Raw genomic sequence first — 15938 nt, 5'->3', positions numbered from 1 at the left:
GAAACGGCCCGACTCCGACTAAATATTCCGACATCACACGGAAGCGGGAAGCTTGATGAGGACTCTCTACGTCGATACCGAAACCAGCGGGGTCAGGAACGGTCCCGCCGGCCTCTTGGAAATCGCGGTGATCGACCAGGACGGCACCGTTCTGATGGACCAACTGGTCAACCCGATGCACCCGATCGCGCCGTTCTGCACCCAGATCCACGGCATCACGGACGAGATGGTGGCCCAGGCTCCGACCTGGGACGATATCCGGCCCGAACTGACCCGCATCCTGGAAGGCGCACGCTTCGTCGCCCACAACGCGCAGTTCGACCTTGCCGTCGTCGGCGAGGCGGCGGCCGGCATCGCGGAGAGCACCTGCACGGTCAATCTCTGCCGCGCCAAGCTGGGCTACGCGCTCAAGCTGTCGCTGGCCGCCGAGCGCGCCGGCCACGTCGCCGCCGGGCCGTGGCACCGGGCGGCGGCCGACGCGCTCGCCTGCCGGACCGTGCATGGCTGGCTGGAGACCCTGCCCGACCTGACGGCGGAGGAGCGCCGTGCCGTCCGGGCCGAGATCAACCGGGAGAAGGCCGCGCTCAAGGCGGCGCGGAAGGCGATCGATCCCCGGCTCCAGAAGGTCCGCCGCGACCGCTGCCCGGAACCCTTGCGGCGCGGCCAGCCCTGGACTCCGGAACAGGACGAACGCCTGCTCCGGATGTGGCGCGAGGGCGTCGCCGTGCTGGATATCCTGGAGCTGTTCCTGCGGACGCCGGTGTCGATCTTCGCCCGGCTCGTCCACCTCAACGTGATCGAGCCGGTCCACAACCCCTATGGCACCCGCCCGCACGAACCCTGAGCGACTCAGCCCTCCGCCATCCGGGCCAGGATGGCGGCGTGGGACCGCATGCCGTTGCGGTAGCACTTCAGCTCGAACTTCTCGTTCGGCGAATGGATCAGGTCGTCCTCCAGCCCGAAGCCGACCAGGATGCTGTCGAACCCCAGGATCCGCTGGATGTATCCCACCACCGGGATCGACCCGCCCGACCCGATCAGCACCGGCGGCCTGCCGTAGATGTCGGCCAGCCCGGCCATGGCCTTCCGCATCAGCGGCTGCTCCGCCGGAACCTTGATGGCCGGCGAATTGCCGAAGGTCTTGATCTCCCACCGGCAGTCGGCTGGCGTGCGCGCGTCGAGGAACTCCCGGATGCCCGCCAGGATCTTCTTCGGGTCCTGCCCCGCGACCAGCCGGCAGCTGAACTTGGCCGAGGCCTGGGCCGGGATCACCGTCTTCGATCCCGCCCCGGTGTAGCCGCCCCACATGCCGTTGATGTCGCAGGTGGGCCGGGCCCAGACCCGCTCCAGGGTGCTCCAGCCCTCCTCGCCGCGCGGGGTCTTCAGGCCCACGCCGGCCAGGAAGCCGGATTCGTCGAACCCCAGGCCGCGCCACTGCTCCCGCTCCGCTTCCGACAGCGGCACCACGTCGTCGTAGAAGCCGGGGAACTGCACGCGCCCCGCCTCGTCGTGGATCTGGGCCAGGATACGCGCCAGGGCGTTGTTCGGGTTCAGCACGGCGCCGCCATACATGCCGGAATGCAGGTCGTGGCTCGGGCCGTGCAGCGTGACCTCCAGGTAGAGCATGCCGCGCAGCATGTAGGTGATCGCCGGCGTCTCTATGTTCCAGCTGTTGGTGTCGGTCACCACGCAGACGTCGGCGCCCAGCTCCGCCTTGTTCGCCTCCAGGAACGGGACGAGGTTGGGGCTGCCGGTCTCCTCCTCGCCCTCCAGCAGGACGGTGATCCGGGTCGGCATCGTCCCGTGGACGGCGTGCCAAGCGCGGAACGCCTCGATGAAGGTCATCACTTGGCCCTTGTCGTCCACCGCGCCCCGGGCCACCACCCGCTTGCCGTGCCTGGCGTCCACGACGGTCGGCTCGAACGGCGGGCTGTTCCACAGGTCCAGCGGCTCGGGCGGCTGCACGTCGTAGTGGCCGTAATAGAGCAGGTGAGGCCCGGTCGCCCCCTCCGGCCCCGGATGGTGGGCCACCACCATCGGATGGCCGGGGGTGTCGCGCAGACTCGCCTCGAATCCCATGCCGGTCAGCTGGCCGGCCAGCCACTGCGCCGCCTGCCGGGTCTCGCCCGCATAGGCGGGGTCCGTGCTGACGCTCCGGATGCGCAGCAGGTCGCACAGCCGGCCGACGGCGGCGTCGAAGTCACGGTCGAGATGGTCCAGGACGGGAGCGACGGAGAGCATGGGATGGGTCCGGTTCTGCGGAAAGGCTGGAAAGGTCCCTACCAAAGCAGATGCCGTTCCGCGGGGCAATATGCGACATGGCCGGGCGCTCCGGCTCCCGCCGCCGTTACGCCGTCAAGTCAGGGGTCCCGGCGGATTATGGACCGGCGGCACCGGGATCGGGGCCGGCGGCTCATCGATCGGCGGCGGCGCGTCGGGGTCGGCCGGGTTGTCCGGTTCGGGCTGGCCCGGCGTCGGCGGGATCGGTCCGGTCAGCCGGAACTCCCGCAATTCATCCATCTTCGTTCGCATGGCAATTCCTCCGCGTTGAAGGTCTCCCCTTCACAACACGCCGGGATGCCCGCCGTTCCGGCCCTCATATCTTGACGAGGTCGCTCAGCACCTCGTTGAGGAACCGCCTGATCGTATCGTTGACGAACTCGATGTCCTTGGCGACCATGCCGCTCGCCATGTGCCCCTGGTCCGATTCGATCTCCGCCAGCACGGCCCTCGGAATGTGCTTCGCCGCGAACCGGGCGTCCGCGGCGGGGTGCAGCAGGTCGCGGGTGCCGGGCATCAGCAGCGCCCGAGCCTGGATCCCGCGGAACGCCGCCGCATAGTCGCCGCCCGCGGCGATGTCGTGAAGGTCCTCGGCGCGGGTCTGATAGATGAAATCGTTGGCGTCCCACGCTCCAACGGTCTCGGCGGTGCGGGCGTCCAGCCATTCGATCACCGAGCCGTTGTCCTTGAACTGCCGGTCCAGGCCGTCCCAGTGCCGGGTCCAGACCTCCAAGGCCGCCGCCGCGGCGCGCAGCCCCTGGGTCGGCTGCTCGACATAGTCGCCGCCGGCCCAGGCGGCGTCGGCCATGATCGCCTGCCGCTGGCTCTCCCAGATGGCGGTGACCCAGGGGGAGGTGCGACCCATGGACACGATCGGCACGATCGCCGCCATGGTGTCGGGATAGCTGACGGCCCATTGGTACGCCTGCATGCCGCCCATGGACAGGCCGACGACCGCCAGCAGGCGCTCCAGGCCGAGCCCTTCGGTCACCAGCCGGTGCTGGGCGGCGACCATGTCGCGGATCGAGAACTGGGGAAAGGATATGCCGGGCTGGGTCTTGCTGTTGCTGGGCGAGATCGCGCGGCCGTTGCCCAGCGTGTCCGCCGCGATGATGAAGAACTTTTCCGGGTCCAGCGCCTTGCCCGGGCCGATCAGGAAATCATGGCGGTGATGGGTCGCCATCAGCGCCGGAAGCACGAGGACGGCGTTGCTTCCCTGCTCGTTGAGCGTGCCGTGGGTGACGTATGTCAGGAAGCCGCTCTCGATGACCTGCCCGTTCTCCAGCTGGAAATCGCCCAGTTCGAAGCGCCGGTGCGGCGGGTCGCCGTCCCCGTCGGCGAGCGCCGGCGCCGCCCCTGCCGCCGCCCCGATCGCGACGGCGAAGCAGGCGGCCCGCGCCCGGCTGATCCATTGGTTCATTCCGCTGTCCTCCCCGGCTCTTCCGGGGATTGAACATGCATGGCGCCCGTCGTGCAAGGTTGACCTTGGCCGCGGAACGCGCCAGCTTCCTCCCGCAGCCCCAACCGCCCCAATTACTGCCGAAAGCCGTCCGGACCGATGACCACCGACATCACGACGCCCCTGCTTCCCTACCGCATCACCATCTGCGGCCTCGACGAGCTGGCGGGCCATGCCCAGGGCGGCTTCACGCACGTGGTCTCGATCCTCGACCCGGAGCGGGCCGACCCGGAGGATTTCACGGCCTACCTGCCGCACCGCCGGGTGCTCTGGCGATTCGACGACACCCTCCAGCCCGGGCCGGGCATGACCGTCCCGTGCGAGCGGGACGTCCGCAAGATCTTGACGCTGGGCGAGGAGCTGCTGGCGGAGAAGGCCGAACAGCTGCTGATCCACTGCCATGCCGGTGTCTCGCGCTCGACGGCCACCGCCGTGATCCTGATGGCCCAGAACAATCCCGGGCGCGAGCCCGAGGTCTTCCAGGAACTCTCCCGCGTTCGCCCACGGAGCTGGCCGAACAGCCTGATGGTCGGGATCGCCGACGACCTGCTCGGCCGGGGCGGCGCGCTGGTCCGGGAGCTTCGCGGCCATCACGCCAAGGTGGCGGCCAGCCACCCCGACCTGGCGAGCCTGATCCGCCTGCACGGCCGCGCCCACGAGGTGCCGGAGGCGTAGGGCCGCTCAGACGCCCAGGTAGCGCTGGCGGATCTCCGGCTTGGCCGCCAGTTCCGGCGAGGTGCCTGACCAGACCACCCGGCCCTTCTCGATCACGTAATGGCGGTCCGCCAGACGCAGCATCGGTTCGATGTTCTTGTCGATCAGCAGGATCGACTGTCCGGCCGCCTTCAGCCGGTCCAGGCAATGCCAGATCTCCTGGCGGATCAGCGGCGCCAGCCCCTCGGTCGCCTCGTCCAGGATCATCAGGCGCGGGTTGGTCATCAATGCCCGCCCGATCGCCAGCATCTGCTGCTCGCCGCCGGAAAGCTGGTTGCCCATGTTGCCGCCGCGCTCCTTCAGCCGGGGGAACAGCTCGTGGATGGCGGCCAGGTCCCAGGGGCCGTGCCGCGCCGTGGCGACCAGGTTTTCCCGCACCGTCAGGTTGGCGAAGATCTGGCGCCCCTCCGGCACCAGTCCCAGCCCGGCCTGGGCCACCCGGAAGGACGGCAGGCCGGAGATCACCGTCCCGTCGAACCGGATGGTGCCTGCGCGGGGCGGCGTCAGGCCCATGACCGAGCGGACCGTCGTGGTCTTGCCCATGCCGTTCCGCCCCAGCAAGGTCACGACGTCGCCGGTGGCCACCTCCAGCGACAGGCCGAACAGGACCTGGCTGGTGCCGTAGAAGGTTTCGATGCCCTCGACCGTCAGCATGGCTCAGCCGGCCTCCTCGCCCAGATAGGCCCGGCGGACCTCGGGATCGGAGCGGATCTCGGCCGGCGTGCCGGTCGCGATCACGGCGCCGTGGACCAGCACGGTGATCCAGTCCGCCAGGGCGAAGACCGCGTCCATGTCGTGCTCGATCAGCAGGATGGTGTAGCGCCGCTTCAACCCGCGCAGCATCTCCACCATCTGGGCGCCCTCGGCCGGACCCATGCCGGCCATGGGTTCGTCCAGCAGAAGCATGCGCGGCCCGGTCGCCAGCGCCATGGCGATCTCCAGCTGGCGCTGTTCCCCGTGGGACAGCAGCTCGGCCCGGACGCCCGCCCGGTCGCCCAGCCCGACCAGGTTCAGCGCCCCGCGCGCCGGGCCGTTCAGCGCCTCGTCCCGGGAGGCTTGGCGCCAGAACCGGAAGCTGTGCCCGGCATGGGCCTGGACCGCCAGGGCCACGTTCTGGAGCGCGGTGAACCGGGGAAAGACGCTGGTGATCTGGAACGACCGCGCCAGCCCGGCGGCGGCCCGGTGGTGGACAGGCAGCCGGGTCACGTCGCGCCCGTCGAACAGGATGGCGCCCTGGTCCGGCTTCAGCTCGCCCGCCAGCTGGGCGATCAGGGTCGTCTTGCCGGCCCCGTTGGGCCCGATCACCGCATGGAGCTCGCCCTCCCGGATCGACAGCGACACGTGGTCGGTCGCGACCAGCCCGCCGAACCGCTTGCAGAGATCCCGGGTCTCCAGCATCGGCTAGCGCTCCCGCCGGTCCGGGCCGGCGACGACGCCCCAGATGCCGCGTCGGGCGAACACCACGACGAAGAGCAGGATCGGGCCGAGGAGGATCTGCCAATGCTCGGTCAGGTCGGCCAGCCATTCTTCCAGCAGCAGGAAGGCCGCGGCGCCCAATACCGGACCGAACAGCGATCCCATGCCGCCCAGCACGACCATCACGATCAGCTCGCCGGAGCGCTGCCACGACATGTAGGCCGGCCCGACGAACTCGGCGGCATTCGCCAGCAGCGCGCCGGACAGGCCGGCGGCGGCGCCCGAGATCACGAAGGCGGTCAATTTGTGGCGATAGGGTGAGAAGCCCAGCGCCCGCATCCGCCGCTCGTTGATCCGGGCACCCTGAACCGCCATGCCGAACCGGCTGCCGACCAGCCGCCGGCACAGCGCCAGGAAGGCCGCCAGGATCGCCAAGCAGACATAGTAGAAGGTGGTCCGGTCGAACAGGTCGATGGCGGGCACCAGCTCGCTCTTGTTGTAGAGCGCGATGCCGTCCTCCCCGCCGTACTTCCGGAGCCCGATGGCCAGGTAGAACAGCATCTGGGCGAAGGCCAGGGTGATCATGATGAAGGAGATGCCGGTCGTCCGCAGGCTGACCGCCCCGATCACCAGGGCGAACAGCCCGCCCATGAGCGCCGCCAGCGGCCAGACGACGAAGGCGTTCTCCGTTCCCTCGACCAGGACCGGCCAGGTGACCACCGGCGAGGCGTCGAACACGTGCCAGGACAGGATGCCGACCACATAGGCCCCGACCCCGACGAAGGCGGCGTGGCCGAAGCTGACCATGCCGCCATAGCCCAGGATCAGGTCGAGGCTGACGGCGGCCAGCCCGAAGATCAGGATCCGGGTGAACAGGGTGATGTAGAATCCCTTGCCCATGGCGTCCGCCAGCGGCGGCAATGCCAGCAGGAAGGCGAGGCCGATCAGGACCGCCCAGGTTTCGCGGCTACGGAAGTCAGGCATGGGCCGGAAACAGCCCCCGGGGCTTCCAGGCCAGCACGGCGGCCATCAGGATATAGATCGTCATCGAGGCCAGCGACGCGCCCATGCCGTCCGCCTGGGACGGCGGCATCACGGCGCGGAGCAGCGTCGGCAGCAGCGCCCGCGCCATCGTGTCCACCATGCCGACCAGCAGGGCTCCGACCAGGGCGCCCCGCACCGATCCCAGCCCGCCGATCACGATCACCACGAAGGTCAGGATCAGCACGCTCTCGCCCATGCCGACCTGGACCGCCAGGATCGGCCCCGCCATGGCCCCGGCCAGGGCAGCCAGCGCGGCACCCAGGCCGAACACCAGGGTGTAGAGCCGCTTCACGTCGACGCCCAGCGCCCCCAGCATCTCCCGGTTGGAGGCGCCGGCGCGGATCAGCATGCCGGTCCGGGTCCGGGTGATCAGCAGGTAGAGGAAGCCGGCGACCGCCAGCCCGACTCCGATGATCGCCAGCCGGAACGCCGGATAGGGCACGCCGGGAATGATCTCGACCGTGCCGGCCAGCCACGCCGGCGGGCTCAGGAAGATCGGCTGCGGACCCCAGACGATCCGAACCAGTTCGTTGAAGAACAGGATCAGGCCGAAGGTGGCGAGCACCTGGTCCAGGTGTTCGCGCCGGTAGAGCGTGCGAAGCGCCACCATCTCCACCGCCATGCCGGCCAGGGCCGCCAGCGGCAGGGCGGCCAGCAGGCCCAGGGCGAAGCTGTCGAGCAGCGGCGCGAAGGTCGCCGTCAGATAGGCGCCGACCATGTAGAACGAGCCGTGCGCCAGGTTGATCATGTCCATGATGCCGAAGACCAGCGTCAGCCCGGCCGCCATCAGGAACAGCATCACGCCCAGTTGAAGCCCGTTCAGCCCCTGCTCCACCAGCAGAAGCGTGTTCACATCCTGCACTCAGCCGCGTAGGGATCGGCGTGGTCCTCGAACACGGTGCCGCGGATCACGTTGGTCAGCCGGCCCTTGCCGTCCTTGACCACCTCCCGCAGGTAATAGTCCTGGATCGGGAAATGGTTGGCGTTGAACTTGAAATCGCCCCGGATCGACTGGAAGTCGGCCGCCTTCAGCGCCGCCCTCAGGGCGTCCTTGTCCGCCAGGTTGCCACCCACCTTGCGGACCGCGCTGTCCAGCAGCAGCGCCGTGTCGTAGGCCTGCGCCGCGTAGACCGACGGCAGGCGGTTGTAGGCGGCCTCGAAGCCCTGGACGAACTTCCGGTTCTGCGGGTTGTCGAGGTCGCCGCTCCACTGCGCGGTGTTCATGACGCCGAGCGCCGCGTCGCCGATCGCCGGCAGTGAATCCTCGCTGAAGCTGAAGCCGGGCCCGAACAGCGGGACCTTCCCCTTCAGGCCGGCCTGCTCGAACTGCTTGACGAAATTGATGCCCATGCCGCCGGGATAGAAGATATAGACGCCGTCCGGCGCCGCCGCGCGAAGCTGCGCCAGCTCCGCCGCGTAGTCGAGCTGGCCGACCGCGGTGTAGACCTCGCCGACCACCTCGCCCTTGAAGAAGCGCTTGACCCCGGTCAGCGCGTCCTTGCCCGCCGGGTAGTTCGGCGCCATCAGGTAGGCCCGCTTGATCCCCTGGGACTGCATGTGCTGGCCCATCGCCTCGTGCTGGCCGTCGTTCTGATAGGCGACGCCGAAGAAGAACGGGTTGCACTGCTTGCCGGCGAGTTGCGACGGCCCGGCGTTCGGGCTCAGGAAGAAGACCTCCGCCCGTTCCAGGCTGGGCATCAGGGCCAGGGCCAGGTTGGACCAGATGATGCCGGTCACGACGTCCACCTCGTCCCGCTCCACCATGCGGTCGGCGAGTTGCTTGGCGATGTCGGGCTTCTGCTGGTCGTCGCCCTCGATCACCGTGGCCTTCAGGCCGCCGAGCGTGCCGCCCAGGTCCTTCAGCGCCAGCGCGAAGCCGTCGCGCACGTCGATGCCGAGCCCGCTGCCGGGACCCGACAGGGTGGTGATCATCCCGACCTTCACGTCACCGGTCTGGGCGGAAAGGGGGGAAGCGAAACAGGCGAATCCTGCCGCCAGGATGGCGGCGACGCCGCGGGATACGGAATTCATCTACGAGGGACTCCCTGTCCGGTCTTCTTCGTTGCCGCAGTTTAGCGGCGTTTTTTGCCGGTATCCTGCTGAATCTTCAAGAGGTTCGTTTCAGCATGCGCTCCGCCTCCCGCCACAGCGGCCCGTCGGCGTCGGCCAGGTCGTCGAGGATGGTGAAGTGGTCGCGTCCCGCCACCTCCAGGACGTCCGCGGTCGACTCCTCGGCCCGCAGCGCGTCGGCATAGGCGCGTGACTGGCGGCGGAACTCCTCGCTTTCCGCGCCGCCGACCGCGGCGACGACGGGAATCGGAACCGGCGGAAGCCGGCGGATCGGGCTTTCGGTCAGGATGTCGTCGCCGGTCAGCTGGATGGTCGGCTGGAGCCATGACCAGCGCAGCGGCTCCAGGTCGAACAGCCCGCTGATCGGCAGCGCTCCCTTGATCAGGTCGGCCGGAAGCCCGTAGTCGCGCACCCAGTTGGTCGCCAGCAGGCGCCCCACCAGATGGCCGCCGGCCGAATGGCCCGACACCACGATGTTGCCGCGGTCGCCGCCGAACTCGGCCGCGTTGTGCCAGACCCAGGCCAGCGCGCCGCGGACCTGCCGGGTGATCTCCGGGATCCGGACGCGCGGGCACAGGTCGTAGTTGACCACCACGGTCGCGACACCCCGCTCCAGCCCGGAGTCGGCGATGAAACTGAAGTCGTCGGCCCCGAACGCCCGCCAGTAGCCGCCATGGACGAAGACATGGATCGGCGCGCCGGGTGCTCCGGCGGGGAAGACATGGAGACACTCCGCCAGCGTCGGCCCGAACGAGCGGCGCAGCCGGTTCGGACAGGCGTCGCGGGTCGCGGCGCTCCGCTCCGCCCACCCCGCCACCACCCGGTCGACGTCCGAGGCGATGAGTCGGGGATTGTACTCCCGGTCGATCTCGTCCTGGGTGGTCAGGTGACGGTACATCCGGCTCCTCCTCTGCGTCTCCTGCCCGGCATCCGCCGCGCTTTCGGGCACTCTCCCGGTGCAAGGCGCCAATTGCAAGGAGCGCCGTCGAAAAGCGTGGCGCGAAGCCGGCGCAATATGACTAAAGTACGGGGCGGACGGCATCACGTCATATCTCCACGACCCAGACCCCAGCATGACGGAGCGGCATGATGAACAGGACCCCCCTTGAGCGAATCGAGCACCTGGAACTGCTCCAGTCCGAAGCCCTGAAGATCCTCGCGGCTTTCGAGAATCTGGCGCTGACCCAGGACCCGCCGCAGCCTGTCACCGAGCGGCTGGTGAACCTGACCCGCGAGCAGGTCGAGGCGATCGGCGAAGCCCTCCAGCTCGCCCGGTCGACCCTGGCCGACGCGGTCTGATCCGGCGAACCGGGGCCGTCCCGCATCCCGGGACGGCCCCGGCTCCCCCGGACGAGGATTCCGCCATGGGCGCGCCCGAAGACAGCCTGCCGCGCGACATCAGGGGATATCATCGGCGCACCAAGCATGCGCCGCACCGGTATGCGCTCGGCCCGGCCTTCCTGGATTGGGAGTCGCAACCCGACCCCTTCCGCCGCTTCCACGGCGCCCGTTTGGTCGTCCTGCCTCTGGAACTGGACCGGCGGACGCCGCCGTTCGGCCGGTGGGACGGCGTTCCGCCGCAGCGCCTGGACATCGGGTCGCTCGGACTGTTCCTGGAACTGGCGCTGGGGGTGAGCGCCTGGAAGGCGGTCGACGGTGCCCGGTGGGCCGTGCGCAACAACCCGTCCAGCGGCAACCTGCATCCGACCGAAGGATACGTCGTCCTGCCGCCCCTTCCCGGCATCGGCGAGGCCTCGGCGCTGTACCACTACGCGGTCGCGGCCCACGCGCTGGAAGAGCGCTGCGTCTTCGGGACCGTACCCGAACTGCCGCCCGGCGGCTTCATGGTCGGGCTCTCCTCGGTCGCCTGGCGGGAAGCATGGAAGTATGGCGAGAGGGCTTTCCGGTATTGTCAGCATGATGTCGGCCACGCCGTCGGATCGCTGGCCTACGCCGCCGCCTGCCTTGGCTGGCGCCTGACCGTCCTGGCCCGGCCGGGCGACGCCGAGGTCGCGGAGTGGCTTGGGCTGCACCGCGAGGACGCCGGACATCGGTTCGAACGCGAGCACCCCGACCTGCTGGCCCTTGTCCATCCCGGCCCCTGCGCCGCGATCCTTCCGCAGCATCCCGGCGGGACCTGGTACGGGCAGGCCAACCGCCTGAGCGACGACCACGATCCCTGGCCGGCGGTGGATTTGGCCCTGCGTTTCACGGCCAAGCCGGCGGGCGATGCACGGGATCCACGGCCGGTCCCGGGACCGCCGGTTCCGGTGTCGGGGGAGGTCGCCGGCGCCGTGATCCGACGCCGGCGCAGCGTCATGCGCATGGATGCTTCGAAGAGCCTTCCGCGGGAGGCCTTGGACGGCATGCTCGCGGCGACATTGCCCGATGCCCGGCACGTCCCCTGGACCGGCTTCCCCTGGCCGGCGCGGATCGCGCTCTTCCTGTTCGTCCATCGGGTCGAGGGGATGGAGCGCGGGCTGTACGCCCTGATCCGGGACCCGGATTCGTTCTCCGAGCTGAAGGCCGCCTGCGATGCCTCCTTCCTCTGGCAGCCGGCGGGGGAGCAGAGCGGCCTGCCGCTTTTCCTGCTTGCACGCGGCGACCTGGAAAAGCGCGCTTCGCAGCTCAGCTGCCTTCAGGCCATCGCGGGCAAGGGAGCGTTCAGCCTCGGCATGGTCGCGGAGTTCGGGCGCACGCTGGACGAGGAAGGCCCCTGGGCCTATCGGCGCCTGTTCTGGGAAGCCGGATTGATCGGCCAGGTGCTGTATCTGGAAGCGACCGCCGCGGGGGTATCGGGCACCGGGATCGGCTGCTACTTCGACGACGCGGTGCATGAAACCCTGGGGATCGACGGCAAGGCCTTGGCGTGGCAGAGCCTCTACCACTTCACCGTCGGCACGGCGATCGAGGATTCCCGGATCGCGACCGAGCCGGCTTACGGCCACCTGGCCCGGTGAGCACGGTCAGGACTCCGCCCAGAGCCGCATCAGGTTGGCGGTGCTCTTGGAGATCAGGTCGAACTCCGCCGTCTTGCCCTGCTGCCGGAAGATCGCGCGGCGCGCGGTGTCCAGGTCGAACAGGATCTCCCGCTTCCCGGGATCGCGCACCAGGCTCTGCGCCCAGCCGACCGCGGCGAAGCGGGCGCCCCGGGTGACCGGCTCGACCCGGTGCAGCGCGCCGGACGGGTAGAGGATCATGGAGCCGGCGTCGAGCTTGTAGGCCTGCTCGCCGCCGGTCCCCTCCATCACAAGTTCCCCGCCGTCGTAGGACGCGGGATCGCCGAGGAACAGAGTGAAGGAGACGTCGGTGCGGATGCCGCCCATCATGGCGTCATCCACATGGGTCCCGTATTCCATGCCCTCGGTGTAGCGGCTGATCATGACCGGCCGGACCGCCTTGGGGCGTGCCGCGATCTGGAACAGCTGATGACCCTCGATCGCCGCGTTGATGCGACGGATCAGGTCGGCATGGGCTGCGTCGGCCGGCGACAGCTGCTCGTTCGCCTTGACCAGCCTGGCGTGCCAGCCGGCGGTCCGCGCGCCGTCGACGAAGCGCGCATCCTCCAGGCGGCGGACGACGTCCTCCAGCAGGTCGGGCGGCAGGACCTGTGCGATGCAAAGTATCATGATGGCTTCTCCACCGCCCGGTGCCGGTCGCTCAGCGCAGCCGGGCCGACGCGAACTCGATGCGGGACACGAGGCCGGAGACTTCCGAAGCGCTCATGGCCGCCTTGCGCTCGGGCACGACCGACGGCCACGCCTGGAGAAGGGTGTTCATCTCCTGCCGCAGCGTGTTCGCGGCATCGGCGTCCTTGGCGGTCAAGGCGGGGGTCAGCAACTCGACCGAGGCGTTGGCGACGCGGGCGAAGCCCAGCGAATCCTGGTACTCCACCGGGTTGGCGATCGACTCGCCCTCGAAGGCCGCCGCGTACTCATCCGCCGCGGTGCGCAGCACGCCGATCACGATCGGCAGGGCGAAGGCCGGGTCGGTCTGCTTGGCGGCCGGAACGGCGGCGGTCGCGTCGGTCAGCCGGGTCAGGACGACCTCGGTCTGGGCCTGGACCTCCGATACGGGGGCCTTCCGCTTGACCATGCCGGACAGCTTGTCGAGATCGGCCTTGAACGGCGAGACGCTCTTCTCCTTGATCACCGAATCGAGCTCGCCGTACAGCTCCTCGACCGGGTGCAGGAAGTGCGGCAGGGCGTCGTTGGGGCGGCCCTTGGCATACAGTTCGTTGCCGACGTTCAGGTGGCCCCGGATCATGGCGATGTTCGCCAGATAGGCCTGGTCCGCATCCAGCCCGGCGAGCGCGTCGGAACCGGCCTCGCCGCCTTCGCCGCCCTCACCCCCTTCGCCGCCTTCTCCCCCCTCGCCACCATGGCCGTGGGTCGCCTGGGCAACCTGCACGCCGTGCTTGCCGTGGTGATCGGCCTTGGGAGCTTCCGCCCAGGCGGCGGCGCCGACGCTGCTGGCCAGCACATATGTCCCCAGCCCGACCCAGATCTTGACCTTCGAACCAGCCATCGTTCCGATGCCTTCCCCATATCCGCGAATGAGAGCTATTCGCAAAACACTGGAACATAGGGCCAGCTGCCGCCGCTTGGCAATGGAGAAACGTTGGATTTGTCCCTTTGGCCGGGTCAGAACCAGGTCGTGACGGCGGAGACGACGTCGTACCGGTCATCCACGACGTACAGCACCCGCCATTTGTCGAACGTGGTGCAGGGATGCGAGACGCCCAAGGCCACCATGTCGCCGACCCGAAGGTCCGAGTCCGGCGATATCGACAGGTGCGCGTGCTGGTCGTTCAGTTCCGTCACCACGGCGCCGTGCGGCATGGCCGCAGGAGCGTCGTGCCGTCCCGGCCGGAACCACAGGGCGGGGACCGGCATTCCGGCATCGTGGGAGATGTCGCGCTTGCCGACCGTCAGGATCGCCTTGTCGGGCTGCGGCCGACTTTGCACGTAAGCCCATACCTCCAGCGCCGCGGCGGGCCCGGGTCCGAGGCCGTCCACCTCGGGCATGCGCTGGCGGACCTGCTCGAACAGCGCCGCGTAGGAACTGCTGTCATGGGTCAGGTAGCAGCCGGACCGCAGCAGGACCAAGGTTTCCCGACCCAGTTCCGCCGAGCCCAGGCGCTCCGCCACCATGTCGTAGAAGGCGGAGCCGCCGGCGCTCAGGATCACCGGTCCGGGCCCGAACAGGCCTTCCGCCTCGCAGGCGGCCGCGACGGCGGCGATGCGGTCGATATAGGACCGGATCGCCCCGTCACGGTCGCCGTCGCCCCGCACCATGCCCTCGTAGCCTTCCACCCCGCGCAGGACCAGAAGCGGTTCCGCCCGCTTCACGGCGCGCGCGACGTCGAGCGCGGCCTCGTCGCTGCGGCAGCCGGTGCGGCCTCCGGCGGCACCCACCTCGACCATGACCTGGAGCGGCCGCCCGGGGGCGCTCGCCCCGAGACCGGCGGCGAGCTGTTCCACGCCCTTGATCGAATCGACCAGGCAGTAGAAGTCGAATCCGTCGTCCGCCGCCAGCTCGGCGGCGACGTAGCCGATCGCCTGGCGGCCGACCAGCTGGTTGGCGAGGACGATCCGGGCGATCCCGGCGGCGCGGGCGACACGGACCTGCTGCACCGTCGCCAGGGTCAGCCCCCAGGCGCCGTCGGCGAACTGCCGGGCGAACAGGTCGGGGCTCATCGTCGTCTTGCCGTGAGGGGCCAGCGCGGTCCCGGTCAGGTCGAGGAAGCTGCGCATCCACCGGCCGTTATGGTCCAGGGCGGTCGACTTCAGCACGGCTAGGGGCAGGACCATGTCCTCCCGCAGCACGTTCCAGCCCTTGCGGCCGATCCCGGCGAGCGCGAACGGCTCCTGGCCCGGCGGGATGCCCTTGGTCCTGCCGTCGATCAGGACGGTCTCCTCCCGGTCCGTCATGGCGCGCCTTTCCCGTGCTGCCCTTACCGTGCTGAAGTACTTCCGGATGCAGCTTAGGCGACGCTGAACAGCGTGCCAACGGCAAGATTGGCCAAGCCGGTCCGAAGCCGGACAGCAGCGGCCGGAAGCGCATGGCGACGCACGGCGGGATTGCGTGGGCAAGGGCGGCGGAATCCCGCCTTTTGTCTTAATTGTGCGGGGAAGCTCGACGATCGATCATCACGACGGCGGCCGGAGCATCCGAACGAAGGGATCGGCGCCTTGGTGGTATTCCGTCCTGTTCCGGATCTTCCACCGGTGTGATAGCTTCGGACCCACCCCTGGAGGCAGCGGACCCAACGTGACGGACATGTCGATCTCAGCCAATCCCAAGGATGTCCAGATCGTCATCGGGATGGCGCGCACCCTGGCCGCCGACATCACCGATCTTCAGCGCCAGTCCAATGGCGGCGCCATCAAGACGTTCCTGCATTACAAGAAGGTCCGGGAAAACTACCTTGGAATCCAGAGCCTGATCTTCACGGTCGAGGACAGGTTCCCGCGGGTCGAGAAGAGCCTGCCGACCGGCTTCAAGCAATGGGTCATCAGGGCGAAGCTCAAGGCCTTGTCCGCGTTCACCCATATCAGCCACGTCTTTTTCTCAAACCCGCCTCTGACCCTGACCCACTCGCTGGGAGCCTGGGACATCCTTTCCGACGAGATGACGGCCTTCGCGGCGGTGAACGGCTATTTCGACAACATGATTTTCGAAGCCGGGATCGACGACAAGACCGCCGATGCGCTCGAAGCGACCCGCATCGAAATCGAGGAGATCGTCGGGATGCTGGAAACCCTGCTGAAAAGCAGCCCCAAGCGGCTGGAAGAGTTCTGAAAGATAGACCCCATCCTCGCGAATGCGCGAAATACGCGTTTTCCTGCAAGAGAAGTGCACCTGGGGAAGGGTGCGACAAATTGGTCCAAATGCAATCCGCCGTCAGGCCCGATTTTTCTCAGAACCTGTGAGGTCGCTCACAGCTTGTTAA

The 15938-nt window shown here is 68.8% G+C and carries 17 protein-coding genes; 5 read left to right on the top strand and 12 right to left on the bottom strand.

Features of this window, described 5'->3' with window-relative positions:
• Positions 1-55: 55 nt before the first annotated feature.
• Positions 56-844 (top strand): 3'-5' exonuclease, encoded by a 789-nt coding sequence (locus JL101_RS11935; RefSeq protein WP_203095260.1) that lies wholly within the window; start codon positions 56-58, stop codon positions 842-844.
• A gap of 5 nt (positions 845-849) precedes the next feature.
• On the opposite strand, the gene JL101_RS11930 is transcribed toward JL101_RS11935, so the two are convergent.
• The 3 genes from JL101_RS11930 to JL101_RS11920 all read right to left on the bottom strand — a co-directional run bounded on the left by JL101_RS11930 (position 850) and on the right by JL101_RS11920 (position 3700).
• Positions 850-2241, bottom strand: coding sequence for a dipeptidase (locus JL101_RS11930; protein ID WP_203095259.1), 1392 nt, complete (start codon positions 2239-2241; stop codon positions 850-852).
• A 114-nt stretch (positions 2242-2355) separates the two neighbouring features.
• The gene (locus tag JL101_RS11925; protein ID WP_201081744.1) at positions 2356-2532 is read right to left on the bottom strand and encodes a hypothetical protein; all 177 of its coding nucleotides are present in this window, start codon (positions 2530-2532) and stop codon (positions 2356-2358) included.
• 64 nt (positions 2533-2596) lie between these two features.
• On the bottom strand, positions 2597-3700 hold the full coding sequence (locus JL101_RS11920; RefSeq protein ID WP_203095258.1) for an alpha/beta fold hydrolase: 1104 nt from the start codon (positions 3698-3700) through the stop codon (positions 2597-2599).
• Positions 3701-3838: 138 nt separating this feature from the next.
• On the opposite strand from JL101_RS11920, the gene JL101_RS11915 reads away from it, so the two are divergent.
• Entirely contained in the window at positions 3839-4414 is a 576-nt protein-coding gene (locus JL101_RS11915) for a tyrosine phosphatase family protein (protein ID WP_203095257.1), read from the top strand.
• 6 nt (positions 4415-4420) lie between these two features.
• On the opposite strand, the gene JL101_RS11910 is transcribed toward JL101_RS11915, so the two are convergent.
• From JL101_RS11910 to JL101_RS11885, 6 genes are all read right to left on the bottom strand, one after another.
• Positions 4421-5107 carry an ABC transporter ATP-binding protein gene (locus tag JL101_RS11910; RefSeq protein ID WP_203095256.1) on the bottom strand — a complete coding sequence of 229 codons (687 nt, stop codon included), beginning with the start codon at positions 5105-5107 and terminating at the stop codon, positions 4421-4423.
• Between the two features lie 3 nt (positions 5108-5110).
• Positions 5111-5851 (bottom strand): ABC transporter ATP-binding protein, encoded by a 741-nt coding sequence (locus tag JL101_RS11905; RefSeq protein WP_203095255.1) that lies wholly within the window; start codon positions 5849-5851, stop codon positions 5111-5113.
• A gap of 3 nt (positions 5852-5854) precedes the next feature.
• A complete protein-coding gene (locus JL101_RS11900) occupies positions 5855-6853 on the bottom strand; it encodes a branched-chain amino acid ABC transporter permease (RefSeq protein WP_203095254.1) in 999 nt (332 codons plus the stop codon).
• On the bottom strand, positions 6846-7766 hold the full coding sequence (locus JL101_RS11895) for a branched-chain amino acid ABC transporter permease (protein ID WP_203095253.1): 921 nt from the start codon (positions 7764-7766) through the stop codon (positions 6846-6848). The genes JL101_RS11900 and JL101_RS11895 overlap by 8 nt, the downstream gene beginning before the upstream one ends.
• On the bottom strand, positions 7763-8944 hold the full coding sequence (locus JL101_RS11890; RefSeq protein ID WP_203095252.1) for an ABC transporter substrate-binding protein: 1182 nt from the start codon (positions 8942-8944) through the stop codon (positions 7763-7765). The genes JL101_RS11895 and JL101_RS11890 overlap by 4 nt, the downstream gene beginning before the upstream one ends.
• Before the next feature lie 76 nt (positions 8945-9020).
• Positions 9021-9881 (bottom strand): alpha/beta hydrolase, encoded by an 861-nt coding sequence (locus JL101_RS11885; protein WP_203095251.1) that lies wholly within the window; start codon positions 9879-9881, stop codon positions 9021-9023.
• A gap of 188 nt (positions 9882-10069) precedes the next feature.
• Here JL101_RS11885 and JL101_RS11880 point away from each other — a divergent pair, with 188 nt between their 5' ends.
• Together JL101_RS11880 and JL101_RS11875 are read left to right on the top strand one after the other, a co-directional pair.
• Positions 10070-10282, top strand: a complete 213-nt coding sequence (locus JL101_RS11880; RefSeq protein ID WP_201080304.1) for a hypothetical protein — start codon at positions 10070-10072, stop codon at positions 10280-10282.
• A 65-nt stretch (positions 10283-10347) separates the two neighbouring features.
• Positions 10348-11943 (top strand): SagB/ThcOx family dehydrogenase, encoded by a 1596-nt coding sequence (locus JL101_RS11875; RefSeq protein WP_203095250.1) that lies wholly within the window; start codon positions 10348-10350, stop codon positions 11941-11943.
• A 6-nt stretch (positions 11944-11949) separates the two neighbouring features.
• Here the strand turns inward: JL101_RS11875 and JL101_RS11870 are convergent, their stop codons facing one another.
• The 3 genes from JL101_RS11870 to JL101_RS11860 form a co-directional block, all read right to left on the bottom strand.
• Positions 11950-12612: a Fe2+-dependent dioxygenase gene (locus JL101_RS11870; protein ID WP_203095249.1), complete on the bottom strand. Its 663-nt coding sequence runs from the start codon at positions 12610-12612 to the stop codon at positions 11950-11952.
• A 31-nt stretch (positions 12613-12643) separates the two neighbouring features.
• Complete coding sequence (locus tag JL101_RS11865) at positions 12644-13510, bottom strand: hypothetical protein (RefSeq protein ID WP_203095248.1); 867 nt, start codon at positions 13508-13510, stop codon at positions 12644-12646.
• Positions 13511-13626: 116 nt separating this feature from the next.
• Positions 13627-14916 carry an amino acid deaminase gene (locus JL101_RS11860; RefSeq protein WP_203095247.1) on the bottom strand — a complete coding sequence of 430 codons (1290 nt, stop codon included), beginning with the start codon at positions 14914-14916 and terminating at the stop codon, positions 13627-13629.
• Positions 14917-15265: 349 nt separating this feature from the next.
• Between JL101_RS11860 and JL101_RS11855 the strand changes: the two genes are divergently transcribed.
• Positions 15266-15787 (top strand): hypothetical protein, encoded by a 522-nt coding sequence (locus tag JL101_RS11855; RefSeq protein ID WP_201080294.1) that lies wholly within the window; start codon positions 15266-15268, stop codon positions 15785-15787.
• The last annotated feature ends 151 nt before the right edge of the window (positions 15788-15938 follow it).

It is taken from the genome of Skermanella rosea (genome assembly GCF_016806835.2).
Classification (GTDB): Bacteria; Pseudomonadota; Alphaproteobacteria; order Azospirillales; family Azospirillaceae; genus Skermanella; species Skermanella rosea.
This window is presented reverse-complemented; position numbering and strand designations above follow the sequence as displayed.